The sequence below is a fragment of the Tenacibaculum jejuense genome (genome assembly GCF_900198195.1).
GTDB classification, from domain to species: domain Bacteria; phylum Bacteroidota; class Bacteroidia; order Flavobacteriales; family Flavobacteriaceae; genus Polaribacter; species Polaribacter jejuensis.
On the sequence record NZ_LT899436.1, the window covers coordinates 3,069,621 to 3,085,625 of the forward strand.

Sequence of the window (16,005 nt, forward strand, 5' to 3'; positions counted from 1 at the left end):
TTTAGATCTCTTTTTTTTAATCAATCTTTCTGATTTTTAACTCTTACTTCATCAGTTCGTTTAAATTCCTAATTTGTAGTTACCTTCACTTCCATCTAACTTTAAAAAACTACCTTTCAACAGTTTAAACCTATAAAATTTAAAAAACGTTCATATCTTCATACTATACAAAAGCAGTAATATGAAGATTAAACCTACACTAGTAAGACTAATAAAATGTCATGGTAACGAATTCGAAATTGAGTTTCCTAAAATAAAACTCTTTTTATCTGTTAATAGATATTATTATGAGAAAATGTCAAACAGCCCCAATGAATTCATATTTATAAGTTAAAAACTAAAAAGTATTAAACATTTCCTTTTAAAAAAGGAATAACTTAATATTTCTTGTACAACATAATTTTGATACTTGTTCAAGTAACTCAATTATTTTCTTTCACATTATCCTCATGTAAAACCAGCTATTATTTTTTGATGTACGCGACACTCCCTTTTCAATAAAAACAGCCAAGTATCATCAATTAACAACCATTCACCTTAAAAAAACGACCAAATAACTAAAAAAACAAACTTAAAGGTAATTAATCATTAATTTTGTTAGAACCAAAACTATATGATTATGAACTATCCTCTAAAAAAGTTAAAGTTCGTTACGCCAAATGGTAATGAAATTGAAATGAATATGCCAACAGCAGACTTAACATTGACAATAAACAGATATTCTAATAAAGAGTTTTTTGTAGATAAAATACAAGTAAACGTTCACCTTAATTAGTGAAAGCCATTAACTTTAAGCTTTTACTTATTTTCTCGGAAATTTCTGTCTTAAACTCTTTTTTCCTGTAATTTGTTACTGGTTGTACGCCTACAATAGCATTTGTTATAAAAACTTCGTCTGCTTTCTGAATTTCAAATGGAGAAATTGATGTTTCTTCTATTGTATAATCTTTATGCTCTTCTAACAATTGAATAACTTTTTTTCGAACTATTCCTTTAATACAACCTTCGGTTAAGGCTGGTGTTTTAATTGTACTTCCTTTTATGATAAAAATATTACCGTTGGTAACTTCTGCAACTCCTTTTCTTTCGTTAAGCAGTACACAATTGTCTAGGTCATTTTCTTCAGCGAAAACAGCTGCTATTGTGTTTAACATTCTATTGATTGTTTTCACAGTAGATAACATCCCTGAATAATTATAAAAATCTTTATATAAATCTAGAACATATTTATCTTTAATTTCAGCTGTCACAGGTTTAACATCTATAACATAATCTATCTCATTTGTTTTTGGAGTGTATAATCCTCCATCTTTTCTATAGACAGTTAGTCTAGCTCTTAAATTGGTTTCTGAAAAATTCTCAGCTACCTTCTTTATTTCACCTTCTAAAAATTCTAAGGTAAAATTCATAGGAATTTTCATACGTAACATGCGCATAGAAGCCATTAATCTAAAATAATGATCTTCGAAAAACACAACTTTTCCATTTAAAATTTTGATCGTTTCAAAAATACCATCACCAAATTTAAATGCTCTATTTTCAACAGTTAACTGAAATTCAGAAGTATCGATTAAATTACCGTTATGATTTATCATTCCTTTATAATTAGAAGCACGAAATTACTAAATAAAACAATGTTATAAATAAAAAAACTCAGCATTTAGCTGAGTCTTCTTTATGTTTTAATATGGTTAGGCTCCAATTAAATGTTTTAATTCATCGATTTGATTTTCCCACAGCATTTTAGCTTCTTCAGCAGATTCTTCATCATCAGCAAAATCAGTAACGATTAAAGAAACATCTTTTGTTAAAGGATCTACTTGAACTCTAAATTCAAAATAACTTTCGTCTCCTTCACTTTCTGTCCATTTAAATTTTATACGCTCATCTGCTTTCTTTGTTACAATAGTTGCTTCTTCTTCACTGTCATCCCATAAAAAGGTAATAATTTTCCCTCTAGAATTCACTCGATCAGCAAACCATTCTTCTAAACCAGAAGGAGTTGCAAAATATTGATATAACAACGCTGGTGAAGCGTGTACAGGTATCTCTAATTCAAATTTAACTTTACTCATTTACATTTAAGTTTAGCACACAATATATAGAAATATTCTTTTTAAAAAAAATGATATAGTTTTCTTGCGCGTAACAAAAATAGCTCTATATTTGCATCCGCAAACGGCGAGGTAGCTCAGGTGGTTAGAGCGCAGGATTCATAACCCTGAGGTCGGCAGTTCAAGTCTGCTCCTCGCTACAAAGACTTTAAGGAGCAAAAAAGTCATTAGTAATACGGTTTAGAAATTTCTAAACCGTATTTTTTTTTGCATGAATTTTTATTCTTTTTTAAAATACACCTACTTCTTATTAAAAGTTATTTCTTAAATAAAATATAAATAAGTACACTTTTATAGGAAAATATGAAATTCATTTCGTAAATTTGAATTGTCTAAAAGACGTTTTAGACACTTTTTCTTTTTCATAGCAATTTTCCCACTCAATCTTTGAGTGGGTTTTTCTTTTTGATGATAATACTTGTTTTTAGAAACTTCTTCGGTAATTCTATAGTAATATGATTTTTTATGACTTGTAAAAAATTCATTTATAATTATTACTACACTTAATTTATTCTCAATTTATTAATAGTAAATTCCATTTCACTGATATCTTCTTTAGCTTCATTAATCCTAGAGTTTGTGTAAAACAACTCATTTTTATAAATACTAAATGTATCTGCCCATTTAACTTTACTTCCTTCTGCTACAACAGTAATATTTCCACTTGAAATAGTAAACTTCATAATTTTATTATTTTCTAAATCGGCAAAAAATAAATTACCCAATTCATCTATAATCATTCCATCTGGAGCAGCAGTTTTTGTAACAAACTTTACACTTTTTCCAATTTCTGATTTGTCATTTTTAATTAAATCCTCTGTTGAAATTGCATATAAACTATATCCGGTTAACGCATGAAAATACAATACATCATTTTTTGTATCTAATGCTATTCCGTCAGAATGCACTGTATTCTTCCAAATACCATTATTAAAAGTTAATTGATCTTTTTCAGCAAGTGTCGTTTTGTGATTATCCAAAACCCTGAATGATTCTCCTGAGTTTATGTCTACGACTACAATTCCTGCATGTCCAGAATCTGTTAGATATATTTTACCTTTCTTCTTGTCTACACGTAAATCATTAATGTATGAATCTTTATGAAAACTATCTTTACTTAAAGTATATGTCTTTACCAATTGATTAGACGTAAGATCAAATGTGAAAATTCTAGGATTATCAATTACACCGCTAAATAAAGGATTGCGTGTATCTAAAACATATAGTTTGTTTTCGAAAGTAACCACAGATTGAACAGCAACAAATACACTGTCAGAGTGTGTATCTCCTATTTTCCAAGTATTCCATTTTTTATTAGGAAAAGGAATTGATTTCCCAGCTTCTAAAACTTCAACAACTGAGTTTTTCACATCTTTTCGCCACCTAGGAAAATTAGCAAAAATTCTACCTTTTTCACTTACACTTACACCAGTTACCTGTTGTCCTTTAAAGCTTGTCACATTTTCTATTTGTGTTTTCTTAGAATTACAGTTCAAAATTCCTGTAGCAAGAATAAATATTAATATTTTTTTCATTTTTGATTTAATTAAGTACTCTTTTAAATTATTTTGTTTTTACTAATTTTACTCCATGGCTCAAGAAGAAACAGAAGTAAGTATTTGGTTTGTAATCATCATCATAGCTGTATTAGCTTTTACTATCTACAAATTTGGAGGTGGTAATGGTCCTACCTCTGGTCCAGGTGATGCTGATCTTTTCGATTAACTATAATTATGTTATGTGGTCTTATTTATAATTGTAAAGTTAATTAAAAGAATTAGCCCTTACATAGGTTTCACAACGATGTTTATTAAACTTTTCGTTAATTTCGATAATCACTGTACTTAATATTTTTGTAGATACAAATCGAATATTTAATGGAGTTCTAGGAAGATTTATCAACTAAATAGATTTCTGATATCGTAAGGTATAATTTGAAAAATATTGATTAAATCAAGGGATTAAACCTCTATTATAATTAAAGAAAAAGATTTTGTGTTGAAAAAAAAGAAGATCTCGCTTTTGGCGAAATCTTCTATTATTTTATTTATGAAATATGCTTCCTAAAAATAAGTAAATTGGCACGTTCCGTAACTACTAAATCTATTTCTCTTACAGTAAATATCTGGCCATCCAAATGTACCTCCAAAAGCAGAACAATCTGCATTTGTTTTACAAGACTTTCCTATTATAGGAAGTTGGCCTCCATTAATTTCTTTTTGTTGACTTTTTGAAAGAAATTTACCTAAGTTTTGAATGTTTTTTTTCATTATAATAATTTTAAAAAGGTTAATTTTTGCTTTTTGTAAAGAAGCACTTTGCTAAATATAATTGTTTTATTTTGAATACAATACAGATAATTACTATTGATTAAAAAACGGGAATTTGTTATTTGCACTACTAACTGTTATAGTAAAATGCTTTATATCCATTTTATACAGTATTGTATTCAGTCATTTTCGGGTGACTCATACTTGAATAAAATTTCTTAATCTTTATATATTAAAGCTACCGCTTTTTCTAACTACTGAAAATCAGCAAAATAAAATAAACTCTGAGAATAATTACAATCTTGATTATGCTATTTAAATTTTATTCTCTATTTTTTGACCATACTAGTAATAGTTTATATTACTTAAAAAAATGCACCATGTTAAGCCTCATAGTAAAATATGAGGCTTTTTGATTTATCATTTAAAACATTATAAAATCAATAAAAAAAAGAAGACCAACACTTTAAAATTATGCCAGCCTTCTTTTACACTAATCCAAATATCTTTTTATTGATAAACTCTTACGTAATCTATTTCCATTTTTGCTTCAGAGAATCCAGCATCTATTGCTCCACCTAAAGTTCCACCCATGGCTACATTTAAAATCAAAAAGAAATTCTCATTAAATGGTAAAACTGATGAATTACTCAATTCATAATACTTCACATTATCTAAATACACGCGAATAGATGTATCTGTCCATTCTAAAGTATATAAATGAAATTCTGATGTTGCATTTGTAATTGAGGTAGTTTGACTAAAATCTGCTTTTGTATTGCTTGCTGTATCTTGCCAATGACAAGTTGCTAGAACTGTATTTTTATCAGCTCCTGTTTGCTCCATAATATCAATCTCTCCAGAAAAAGGCCAACCTACTGTAGAAAAATTAGAACCTAACATCCAAATCGCTGGCCAAGTTCCAGCTCCTTCAGGTAATTTAGCTCTAACCTCTACTCTACCATATTTAAAATCGTATAGACCTTCTGTTTTTAATCTAGCTGAAGTATAAGCACTTCCTGAAAAATTTTCTCGCTTTGCAGTTATCACAAGATTTCCGTTTTCTACAACTGCATTATCCGCTCTTTCTGTATAATATTGTGATTCGTTATTTCCCCAACCATTAACACCTGTACCGATGTCATAAGTCCATTTTGTTGAGTCTGGTGTTCCATTAGTTTCAAAATTATCTTCCCAAACCAATGTATTGAAAACAAACGGTGAAGTTGTTTGAGGATCTTGGGTTGTAATTAAAAACCACCAATCAAATTCATTATTTGCATCTGTAATCCTTAAAACTAATTCATTTGGAATTTGACGATCGAATATTTCATAATTGTGGTTTCCTATGTAATATCCTATAAATCCAATTCCAGATAAAGAAAGCGTTTCTACTCCTCCAGGAGCTATTAAACTCCATGTTCCAGAATAGTCTGCTAATATATAATTTAATACATCTGCATTATCTATAGTTCCACCAGAACCACCAGAGCTAGATAATTCATCTATCAAACCATTTCTACCAAAAACAGTTCCGTTTGTTTGATGCTGAAAACTTCCATCTGAATTAAATACAAAACGATCATCATACATTCCAACACCCTCTTTTTCATTTGCAGATGCTTGATACCATTCTCCGAATATCGAACCTCCAACAGGTCCTAAACCAAAATGTCCTCCAACCTCTCCTTTAATTCGCCATGTTTTTGAAGAAATAGCATTTGGATTTGCTGGATCAAATCCATATAATTTATTTTTTAAATCATCTGGCGCTTCATATAAAGCCAATACATCAACTTGAATTGTTTTAGTTGAAGAAACTCCTCCTGTACCAATCGCAACTGCTGTTACTGTGTATGTATTTATTCCTAATTCACTAAACGTATATGTAAATTTTCCACTTGGCGCACTTGATTCCACTCCATTAAATACAAATTTGTAAGATAATGCATTGTCTGCCGTAACTGTAAAATTAACAACTCCTGTTCCATCTCCATTCGGATTTGTAGCATCTTGACCAATTACTTCTGCATTTACAATTACATTGCTTGGAGCAACTACATCTCCAAATTCATAGTTCTTTTCTTCACAACTATTCAATAATAAAAATGTGAAGATCATCATAACCACTTGAGGTATATATTTCTGTATTTTCATTACTATCCTTGGTTTAATTCGTTAATGTTAATTCGTCATAATAATACACACTATCATCTCCATTTACTCCGAAATCAAAGAAGATAACTACTCGAACATAATCACCTGCAGGTGCACCACTAAAATCATAAATCAATTCTTCCCATGAATTGGAAACTGTAGTGTTTAAATCAACTTCATGAGTAATACTGGCGTCTTGATTCTCTAATTTTAACTTCACTACTGCTCCTTGTTTTGGTGACCATGTTTTTACACTAATCTTTGAATACGTTGTGAAATCTAATGCAGTATCTGTCTCAAAAAAGGCACCTGCCCAAACTTCTGAACCACTGGTCTTAGTTAACTTTGCTACATTAGATGTAGTATTTACACCACTCATATCTGGATTGGTAATCACTTCAACTCCGGCAATATTTCCGAAGGAGGTAAAAGTTGGGGCTGTAACTTCAAAATCTTGGAATACTAAAGGAGAAACTTCTGAGTCGTTCACTAAAATAATATCATCATAATAATATTCACTACCTTCTCCATTTACTCCAAAGTCAAAGAAAATTACTATGCGAACATAATCTGCTGTTGGAGCTCCACTGAAATCATAAATCAATTCTTCCCATGCATTAGCAACTGTAGTATTTACATCAACTTCATGAGTAACACTGGCATCTTGATTCTCTAATTTTAACTTCACTAATGCTCCTTGTTTAGGCGACCAGGTTTTTACACTAATTTTTGAAAAAGTAGCTAAATCTAATGGTGTAGAGATTTCAAAGAATCCTCCTGCCCAAACTTCTGATCCGCTACCTTTTGTTAATCTAGCAACATTAGCCGTAGTGTTCACTCCACTCATATCTGGATTGGATACAACCTCTACTCCTGCTCCTCCAAAACTTGTAAATATTGGTGCTGTACCTTCAAACCCTTCTACAGTTTGACTTGTTGTATCTGTTGGACTTTTCCAGAAATAAACATTATCGATAAATACAATACCTGCTCCGCTTGGATCACTTGATATAATGTATTGATTGATATCTGAGAATGAATCCATTCCGGCTGCTGCAAAATCTGATAAAGGAATATCTAAAGAAACCCATTCTCCTTGAGTTGGTGTAAATGACAATTCTGCTTCGGTATCACCTGCTCCTCCAAAGCCATCTCCTTTAAAATCAACTAATTTTAAACGGAAAGCTGTAATGTTTGGAGTCCAAACATCTAAGTGGATAAACTCCATGCCTGAAGCGTCTACTGGTGAGCTTACTGTTTCTATTCCGTTGAAATTTAATCCTGTATATTTCTTTGTCGCATTACCTACAATCATAACATCTTCAAAACTTGCAGCACTCCAAACTGTATTCCATGTATCAACACTAACATCAGTATAAGCATCACTGAATAATGAAATCACATCTGATTCTACTCTATTTATTGGTGTAGCAGCTGCTATAGTTGGTGCTAAAATTTCTGTAACTGTAAAAGTTGCTGTATACTCTGTAGTTGCAATTGCTGCTCCTTTAGCAACAACTCGAATATCGTAATCTCCTAGAGCCTGATAAACATAACTTAATGACTCTCCAATGTTAGCTGTCGCTACTGGCTGACTTACTCCTGATTCTCCTGAGTAAAACTCATACATAGTCGCATAATCGGCTGTAGTTGTAACATCAACTTGCTTTGAAATGTTTGTACTATTTTCTATAGTAACCATTAAATTCTCTGGTGCTTTAAAAGAAACGACTAATTCTTGTATTGCTTCTGATTTTTTCCCACTGATATTAAAAGCTTCTATTTTTACCATGTAAGTTCCCTCACCATAAGTACGATCTACACTTTGACCTACTGCTACATCAGCAAAATCATTAGTACCATCTCCAAAATAAACTTTAAAACTGTTTGCTCCGTCTGCTGTTGGTGTAATAGTAACCAAACCTGAATTATCTTGTGATAATGAATACGTCGCTGCAACATTAGTAGGAGCAACTAAATTATCTGCAAAAGAAAGATCACGATCTTCTTCTATACAACCTACTAAAACTAATAATCCTAATATGATATAATGTATTTTCTTCATAATCTTACTTGTATTTATTGTTCTGAACATGTAGAAGTTGCATATCCTTTATTTTGACACCAATTGTTTCCTGCTAATTCTATTTCGATTCTAGGTATAGGAAATAGTTCATTTTTACCAGCCATAAATCCAGGTATTGATGAAGTTTGACCTGTACGAACTTGATCAAAGAATCGATGTCCTTCTCCTGCTAATTCTAATCGTCGTTCTAATAAAATATTATCTAGAGTTGCAGTAACTCTATCTGTTGTAGTTCCGAAAGCTCTATCTCTCACTTGATCTAAGTATCCTTGTGCTACTCCAGAGTTTCCTGATTGCACATGAGCTTCAGCAGCCATTAACAATACATCTGCATAACGAATAGCTCTGTAATTATTACTATGCGTTAATCGAGTATCTAAAGCATTTCCTTCAGCAAAAGGAATGTATTTGAAATTAAAATATCCGTTATGATCATGTCCTTGAGTAAAGGTTACATCTGGTCTTGTTGCCACAAAATCGTTAATATCAAAAAACGTTGCACTTTTTCTAGTATCTCCTGTTTGATAAGCATTTACTATATCTAAACTCGGAATATTAAAACTAAAACCATCTGCATAAGGAGCATAATTTCCTGTTCTAAATCTAGGCCCCATAAAACCAACAGCTATATTTCCTTCGACACATTGGAAACAATCGAAGCTTGCACCTTCTTGTCCGAAGTACTGTACTTCAAAAACAGATTCTGAATTATTTTCATTCTGATTCGAAAAAATCATTGAAAAGTTAGATACTAAACTATACTGACCAGAATTAATTACCTGATCTAAAGCTTGTGTTGCCTGTGTATATTTTTGTTGATACAAAAACACTTTACCCAACAGAGCTAAAGCTGCCCCTCTTGTAGCTCTACCAGGTTGTGTTTGTTGCCACGGTAAAACATTGGCAACTTCTTGTAAATCCTTTTCTAACTGCGCGTAAATTTCAGTTACACTAGATTTACCTATACTTTGTGATTCTTCTATACTTATTCTTTTATCTAAATACATTGGAACATCTCCAAAGAATTTCACCAATTCAAAATAGTAATATGCTCTTAGAAATTTAGTTTCTGCTATTACTTGATCTTTTCTATCGAAAGGTGTTTTATCTTTAAACTCCATAATGTAGTTAGCTCTACTAATTCCAGCATACATCCATTGAAATATATTTCTTAATGCTCCATTATCTGGATTATGCGTCATGTCATCTATCTGTTGCCAATCTAAAACATCAGTAGGATTTTCACCTCCACATAAGCTATTATCAGAAGCAATCTCTCCCAAAATTTGATTTAAATATGTAGTTGATAATAAATCATAAACTCCAATTAATGCATTTTCATAATCTTCTGCAGTATTAAAAAAATTCTCTGTATTTTCTTGTCCTTCAGGTAAAACTTCTAAATAATCATCACAACTTAAAGTAGTAAGAAAGATTATTATCGCTATTATTTTTATATTGTTTTTCATCTTCTACCGATTTAAAATGATACTTTAATTCCTGTAATAAACATTCTTGGCTGTGGATATTGACCTAAATCTACTCCAGCTCCAATCGCACTTGCATTAGAAATATCTGGATCGTAACCTCTGTATTTTGTAAAAGTGTATAGATTATTTACTGAAAAATAAAGTCTTATAAAATCTATTCCTTTGATTTGTTCTGAATTTAATGTGTACCCCAATTGTACATTTTGAATTCTCAAGAATGAACCATCTTCAACATAAAAAGAAGAAAACAACTGATTATTTGCAGCATTTGTTGAAGCTCTTGGAATTTCGTTGGAAGTACCAGGACCTGTCCATCTTCCATTGTACAATGATAATTTGTTACTATATGTTAAAAAACGTTCGTAACTTCTTACGATTTCGTTTCCTAATGAAGCATAAAAAGAAGCTCCAAAATCGAAATTATAAAACTTGAAGTTGAATCCGCCACCCATGGTAAAATCTGGAATAGGATCACCTAATACAGTTAAATCATTTTCGCTACCGAACTCTATATATCCGTTTCCATCTACATCTACATATTTTAAATCTCCAGGAGCTGCACCAGGTTGATACTCATCTAAACTTCCGTCTCCATCTCTATCAACTGCTAAAGCATCAATCTCTGCCTGTGTTTGAAAAACACCATCAGTTTTTAATCCGTAAAAAACACCAATTGGTAAACCGTTTTGCATTCTAGAAGGCTGCTGATTCAAGCCAAATAAACCTCCAGGTATAAAACCTGCTGCATTATTTACATCAATAACTTTATTATTGATTGTAGTTAAATTATAGTTTAAAGCCAAAGAAATATCATCTGAAAAATAATGCGTGTAGTCGATATCAAACTCTACTCCTTTATTTTCTACTATACCTGCGTTTACTACAGGAGCACCGCTTCCTGGTGCAGCTCCTCCTATGAGCCCAGAAATTTCTGGAACCACAAGTAAATCTTCTGTTCGTTTTTTATAATAATCGAACGTGATATTTAAATTGTTATCATAAAAACCTAAATCGAAACCTATATTTGTTTGAATAGTTGTTTCCCATTGTAAATTTTCATTCGATAAAACTCCTATTGCATTTCCAAAAGACAACACATCTCCAAAAGGATAGGTCGCATCTCCATTTACACCTTGTAAAAAACCTAACCATCTGTAAGCTCCAATTTTATCGTTTCCGACAATACCCCAACTTCCTCTTAGTTTAAGATTAGAAATACTTGTATCACTTAAAAAATCTTCGTTATGAACTACCCAACCTGCAGAGAAAGAAGGTAAGTATGCAACCCTATTGTTAGGCCCGAATCTTGTGGAAGCATCTCGACGTAAGATTGCAGAAAATAAGTATCTTTCATTAAAATCGTATTGTAATCTTCCGAAGATAGAGGTATAACGATCTTCAATTGAAAAAGAATCTGAATTTACTGTTTCTCTAATATCATTCGTTCCTATATCATCGTCATCGATAATAAAAGACTGAGTATTAAATAAAAATGCATTTTCCCAAGAATCATTAGCAGTTAAAAATCCTGATCCGAAAATACCTCTACTTTGTTCAGTTGTTAAGGAAAAACCTAAGGTTGTTTGAAAATTATGATACTCGCCAATTGTGAAATTGTAATTCACAAAATTTTCTGAAATAAATGAGAAAAAATTCTGATCATTTTCATTTACTCTACTATACAAATCACGATCTCCATCTCCATTTCTATCGAGATTAAATTGACCAGAAACAGGATCTAAACGAACCGTATTCACCACTTTATTTTCTCCATAGTATTGAAGCGGAAAATATGCTCTGGAATATACATTTGAATAATTAAAACTATTTCGAGAAGTAAATTCAAAGTTTTTTAGGAAATCATATACCAATTCAATTTTTCCTGTGAATCGATTTACTCTAGTTTTATTAAACGTATTATCTATTACAGCAAAAGGATTTACAATTTCGTTTCCTTGTTCAGTTCCGATATAAGAAAAACCTCTTGATGGCCCTGTTCCGTCTGTTCCGTCAAAAATTGGAGTTAAAGGTGATGCGTTATTTGCATAATACAATACAGAACCTCTATTTCCTTCAGGAATAGCACGTCTTGTACTATTGGTATATAGAATTAAAGTATTTAATTTTAATTTATCTGTTAAGTTTAACCCTAGATTGCTTCTTAATGTCCATCGTGCATAATTTGATCTTCCTGGAGCTATAATTCCTTTTTGATCTAATAAACTTGCACTTACATTAAAATTGTATGTTTCTCCTCCACCTGTTGCACCAATATGATGTGTAGTCATTGGAGTAGTTTCAAATAATGCATCTTGCCAATCCGTATCGGTATTTATATTTTGTAATTGAAAAGGAGGAGTTCCTCCGTCTGCTGCTATGGTTTCATTCACTAAAGCTGCATACTCTACTCCTTTTAACAAATCTAACTTTTTAGTTGTTTCTTGTAACGCAACAGAAGTACTGTATGTAAATTTTGTTTCAGTATTATTTTTACCAGATTTTGTAGTTATTAAAATTACTCCGTTTGCTCCTCTAACCCCATAAATAGCAGTACTTGCATCTTTAATTACATCTATTTTCTCTATATCATTAGGATCGATAATACTTAAATCTGGTCCTATTTGAACACCATCTACTAAAACTAAAGGTGAATTATCTCCATTGGTTGTTACACCTCTAATTCTAATGTTATAAGAAGACCCTGGTGATCCTGAATTTGAACTCACTTGAACTCCAGCAGTTCTTCCTTGTAAGGCTTGCTCTATTCTTTGAGGGTTATTTCTTTCAATTTCCTCTGGTTTAATAGTGCTATAAGCTCCAGAAACTAATTCTTTACGTTTTTCACCATAACCAATAATAATTACTTCGTTTAAAAAGCTTTCCTCAGTGTCAATTTTTAATTCAACATCAATTAAAGAACTAGTTACTACTACCGTTTTCTTTACATACCCGGGATAGTTAAACTCTAAAACTTTACCAATTGCTGCATTAATCGAATAACTTCCATCAAACTCTGTTTCAGCCGTAACAGAAGATTCTCGCAATAAAACAAATACCCCAGGAATTGGTTCTTTTGTAACTTCATCTAACACTTTACCTTTTACTTCTACATTTTGAGCTAATGAAATAAAGGAAAGACAAAACATACTAAATAATGTAAATAGTTTTCTCATATAGGATGGTATAATTGATTTAAATTTTTTGAACTTTACTCTCAAGGAAAGTAGGTATATACAAATGACATCTAATATTTTAAGATGTCATTTGTATATACTTTTTGATTTTTAATTTAGAGTAAAATTGATTGGGAAAGAATAAGAAGCATTTACTGTTTTTCCTTCTATTTTTCCTGCTTTAAGTTTTGGTAATTTTTCTATAAATCTAACTGCTGCAACTTCTAAAATCTTAGCATTTTCTGGTCCTTTAGCAGTAATATCAACAACATTACCTTTTTTATTTATTACAAAGTTAACGATTACATTACCTTGCATATTTTTCATTTTTGCCTCTTCTGGGTAAGCAAAATAACTTTGTATGTGCTGTATTAGACTTGTATTAAAACATGTTAAAGAATCATCATCAGTTTTTTTACAAGAATCGAACTGCGGAATTTGATCTAATGAAGAAAAACTATGAATTGTTTCTTTTGATTTGATTTTATTAGTTTTTCTAATGTTAGTTGGTTTCTTACCAGGAATTTTAAATGTAATAGGTAAACCATATTTCACAGCAACAGCATTGCCATTATGCTCGCCTGGTTTGAATTTAGGTAACTTTTTTATAATCCTTTTAGCTTCTTTACCAAGTAAATCTCCTTTGTATGGAGATACTATTTTTAAGTCTTTAATTACTCCATCTTTACCTATTGAAAAATGCGCATATACTCTACCTTGTATGCCTCTATCATAAGCACTAACAGGATACTTTAAATTTTTCTTGATATGACTTCGTAACTTTACTTTAAAACAGCGATCTTGCTCGTAAATAGGAGCAGATTCACAACTTTTGAAAAGAGGAATTTGATCTACATAATCGTAAGGCAAAACATCTGGGACTTCATCTTTTTTAATATCTACCAATGAATTAACAATGTTAACCTTCTTTTTTATAGATGCTAGTTTATGAGAATAGTTATTTGCTGATGATAAACCAGTAGCTTTATTTCTCTTTCTAACTACTCTTCTTCTTCTCGAAGTAACTTGAACGGTAACTTTTTGTACTTTGTTATCATCAGATTTTCTGTCGATAGAGCACTTTGTAATACTGTTTAGATCTAAAACTGGATCATCTACAGAGTTTGAACATGTCTGTGAAGACTGGGGACTGACATTCGCTATATAGAATAGCAATAGGAGTGTCGAAAACCTTAGTTTTTTATTCATAATACGGGGGGTTTAATGTTTAAATGAAACTAATTTTCTCTATTATTTACAATAAATATATAAGAACGATTATTTATTATTATTTCTTTAAAAAGAAACAATAACAGTTACTAATATACTAATTAACAACTTATTAAAAAAACAAAAATTGAATAAATGTTAAAAAAAAGTTGTTTTCACCAGAATTTAAAACACAAAAAAGCCGAGTTTTAAACTCGGCTTTTCCTATCTAAATAATTACACTAAAAACTCAAAAAGGTTGGGCTTGTCGTTAAGATATTCTCCATAAAAATTCAGGGATTTCATTCGCTGAATTAAAGGATGTAAATCTTTACTATCTACTAATTCAATACCTACAACTGCAGGTCCATTTTCTCGAGTTGTTTTTTTGGAATATTCAAAAAAGGTGATATCATCATTTTCTCCTAAAACATTCATAACAAATTCTTTTAATGCACCAGCTCGTTGTGGAAATCGAATTATAAAATAGTGCTTTAAGCCATTATGTAAAAGTGCACGTTCTTTAATTTCGGCAGTTCTGGTAATATCATTATTACTTCCACTTACCACACAAACTATATTTTTTCCTTTTAGCTCTTCTTTAAATTGATGTAATACACTAACTGTTAAAGCTCCCGCTGGTTCTACAACAATAGCTTCTTTGTTATACATCTCTAATATGGTTTGACAAACTTGTCCTTCAGGAACTGTAACCATCGCATCTAAATTTTCTGCACAAATTTGATGCGTTAAATTCCCTACTTGCTGAACAGCAGCTCCATCAACAAACTTATCAATCTTATTTAGTTTTACTGGATTTCCTTTATCTAATGCATTTTGCATAGAAGGTGCTCCAGAAGGTTCTACACCAATAATTTTTGTATTAGGAGAAAGATATTTAAACACTGAAGATAATCCAGAAGCTAAACCTCCTCCTCCTACTGGCACAAAAACATAATCTATTGGAACATCTGATTGATTTATAATTTCTAAACCAACTGTTCCTTGCCCTTCAATTACTTTTTCATCATCGAAAGGATGAACAAAAGTCATATTATTTTTATCTGCAAAACTTCTAGCATTAGTGTACGAATCATCAAAAGTATCTCCTACCAATTCTATCGTTACAAAAGTTCCGCCAAACATTCGAACTTGTTCGACTTTCTGCTTTGGTGTTGGTGCCGGCATAAAAATAGTTCCATGAATTTCTTTTTTACGACATGCTAATGCTACTCCTTGCGCATGATTTCCTGCACTGGCACATATAATTCCTTTTGCAACTTCATGTGCTGATAAAGAATTAATCTTATTATATGCTCCTCTTATTTTGTAAGATCGTACTTGTTGAAGATCTTCTCGTTTTAAAAATATATTAGCACTATATGTATTAGAAAGATTAAAATTTTCTTGTAACGGCGTAACTGTTGCTACTCCTTTTAAAGTCGTAGCAGCAGCTTCGATTGCCGATAATTCTGGAAAATATATCTTCTTTACTGTAGTTTTCAT

At 31.2% G+C, this 16,005-nt stretch carries 12 protein-coding genes and 1 tRNA gene; 3 read left to right on the forward strand and 10 right to left on the reverse strand.

Translation table 11 applies throughout. The features are described from left to right. Positions 1 to 619 precede the first annotated feature (619 nt). A complete protein-coding gene (locus AQ1685_RS13560) occupies positions 620 to 775 on the forward strand; it encodes a hypothetical protein (protein WP_157730226.1) in 156 nt (51 codons plus the stop codon). Here AQ1685_RS13560 and AQ1685_RS13565 read toward each other — a convergent pair. Next, positions 768 to 1,595 carry an aminotransferase class IV gene (locus tag AQ1685_RS13565; RefSeq protein ID WP_095072999.1) on the reverse strand — a complete coding sequence of 276 codons (828 nt, stop codon included), beginning with the start codon at positions 1,593 to 1,595 and terminating at the stop codon, positions 768 to 770. The two genes, AQ1685_RS13560 and AQ1685_RS13565, sit on opposite strands and share 8 nt — an antisense overlap. A gap of 96 nt (positions 1,596 to 1,691) precedes the next feature. After that, positions 1,692 to 2,075, reverse strand: a complete 384-nt coding sequence (locus AQ1685_RS13570; RefSeq protein ID WP_095073001.1) for an START-like domain-containing protein — start codon at positions 2,073 to 2,075, stop codon at positions 1,692 to 1,694. Between the two features lie 105 nt (positions 2,076 to 2,180). Between AQ1685_RS13570 and AQ1685_RS13575 the strand changes: the two genes are divergently transcribed. Further along, positions 2,181 to 2,254 (forward strand) — tRNA-Met (locus AQ1685_RS13575). Positions 2,255 to 2,617: 363 nt separating this feature from the next. Here AQ1685_RS13575 and AQ1685_RS13580 read toward each other — a convergent pair. Then, positions 2,618 to 3,649, reverse strand: coding sequence for an L-dopachrome tautomerase-related protein (locus AQ1685_RS13580; RefSeq protein ID WP_095073003.1), 1,032 nt, complete (start codon positions 3,647 to 3,649; stop codon positions 2,618 to 2,620). 55 nt (positions 3,650 to 3,704) lie between these two features. Between AQ1685_RS13580 and AQ1685_RS20595 the strand changes: the two genes are divergently transcribed. Continuing rightward, positions 3,705 to 3,839, forward strand: a complete 135-nt coding sequence (locus tag AQ1685_RS20595; RefSeq protein WP_262509584.1) for a hypothetical protein — start codon at positions 3,705 to 3,707, stop codon at positions 3,837 to 3,839. Positions 3,840 to 4,177: 338 nt separating this feature from the next. On the opposite strand, the gene AQ1685_RS13585 is transcribed toward AQ1685_RS20595, so the two are convergent. The 7 genes from AQ1685_RS13585 to ilvA form a co-directional block, all read right to left on the reverse strand. Further along, positions 4,178 to 4,384, reverse strand: a complete 207-nt coding sequence (locus AQ1685_RS13585; protein ID WP_095073005.1) for a hypothetical protein — start codon at positions 4,382 to 4,384, stop codon at positions 4,178 to 4,180. A 510-nt stretch (positions 4,385 to 4,894) separates the two neighbouring features. Next, positions 4,895 to 6,541: a glycoside hydrolase family 16 protein gene (locus tag AQ1685_RS13590; protein ID WP_095073007.1), complete on the reverse strand. Its 1,647-nt coding sequence runs from the start codon at positions 6,539 to 6,541 to the stop codon at positions 4,895 to 4,897. A gap of 13 nt (positions 6,542 to 6,554) precedes the next feature. Then, positions 6,555 to 8,606 carry a PKD domain protein gene (locus tag AQ1685_RS13595; protein ID WP_157730227.1) on the reverse strand — a complete coding sequence of 684 codons (2,052 nt, stop codon included), beginning with the start codon at positions 8,604 to 8,606 and terminating at the stop codon, positions 6,555 to 6,557. Between the two features lie 14 nt (positions 8,607 to 8,620). Then, positions 8,621 to 10,096, reverse strand: coding sequence for a RagB/SusD family nutrient uptake outer membrane protein (locus tag AQ1685_RS13600; protein WP_095073011.1), 1,476 nt, complete (start codon positions 10,094 to 10,096; stop codon positions 8,621 to 8,623). 11 nt (positions 10,097 to 10,107) lie between these two features. Next, a complete protein-coding gene (locus AQ1685_RS13605; protein WP_095073013.1) occupies positions 10,108 to 13,290 on the reverse strand; it encodes a SusC/RagA family TonB-linked outer membrane protein in 3,183 nt (1,060 codons plus the stop codon). Positions 13,291 to 13,401: 111 nt separating this feature from the next. Next, positions 13,402 to 14,499, reverse strand: coding sequence for an energy transducer TonB (locus AQ1685_RS13610; RefSeq protein ID WP_095073015.1), 1,098 nt, complete (start codon positions 14,497 to 14,499; stop codon positions 13,402 to 13,404). Between the two features lie 237 nt (positions 14,500 to 14,736). Then, positions 14,737 to 16,005, reverse strand: coding sequence for a threonine ammonia-lyase IlvA (ilvA, locus tag AQ1685_RS13615; RefSeq protein WP_095073017.1), 1,269 nt, complete (start codon positions 16,003 to 16,005; stop codon positions 14,737 to 14,739).

What these genes read in the sequence shown, in the direction of transcription:
- AQ1685_RS13595 (WP_157730227.1), bottom strand. Translation starts at nt 8,606, where the DNA reads ATGAAGAAAATACATTATATCATATTAGGATTATTAGTTTTAGTAGGT.
- AQ1685_RS13590 (WP_095073007.1), bottom strand. Translation starts at nt 6,541, where the DNA reads ATGAAAATACAGAAATATATACCTCAAGTGGTTATGATGATCTTCACA.
- AQ1685_RS13585 (WP_095073005.1), bottom strand. Translation starts at nt 4,384, where the DNA reads ATGAAAAAAAACATTCAAAACTTAGGTAAATTTCTTTCAAAAAGTCAA.
- AQ1685_RS20595 (WP_262509584.1), top strand. Translation starts at nt 3,705, where the DNA reads ATGGCTCAAGAAGAAACAGAAGTAAGTATTTGGTTTGTAATCATCATC.
- AQ1685_RS13560 (WP_157730226.1), top strand. Translation starts at nt 620, where the DNA reads ATGAACTATCCTCTAAAAAAGTTAAAGTTCGTTACGCCAAATGGTAAT.
- ilvA (WP_095073017.1), bottom strand. Translation starts at nt 16,005, where the DNA reads ATGAAAACTACAGTAAAGAAGATATATTTTCCAGAATTATCGGCAATC.
- AQ1685_RS13580 (WP_095073003.1), bottom strand. Translation starts at nt 3,649, where the DNA reads ATGAAAAAAATATTAATATTTATTCTTGCTACAGGAATTTTGAACTGT.
- AQ1685_RS13610 (WP_095073015.1), bottom strand. Translation starts at nt 14,499, where the DNA reads ATGAATAAAAAACTAAGGTTTTCGACACTCCTATTGCTATTCTATATA.
- AQ1685_RS13565 (WP_095072999.1), bottom strand. Translation starts at nt 1,595, where the DNA reads ATGATAAATCATAACGGTAATTTAATCGATACTTCTGAATTTCAGTTA.
- AQ1685_RS13570 (WP_095073001.1), bottom strand. Translation starts at nt 2,075, where the DNA reads ATGAGTAAAGTTAAATTTGAATTAGAGATACCTGTACACGCTTCACCA.
- AQ1685_RS13605 (WP_095073013.1), bottom strand. Translation starts at nt 13,290, where the DNA reads ATGAGAAAACTATTTACATTATTTAGTATGTTTTGTCTTTCCTTTATT.
- AQ1685_RS13600 (WP_095073011.1), bottom strand. Translation starts at nt 10,096, where the DNA reads ATGAAAAACAATATAAAAATAATAGCGATAATAATCTTTCTTACTACT.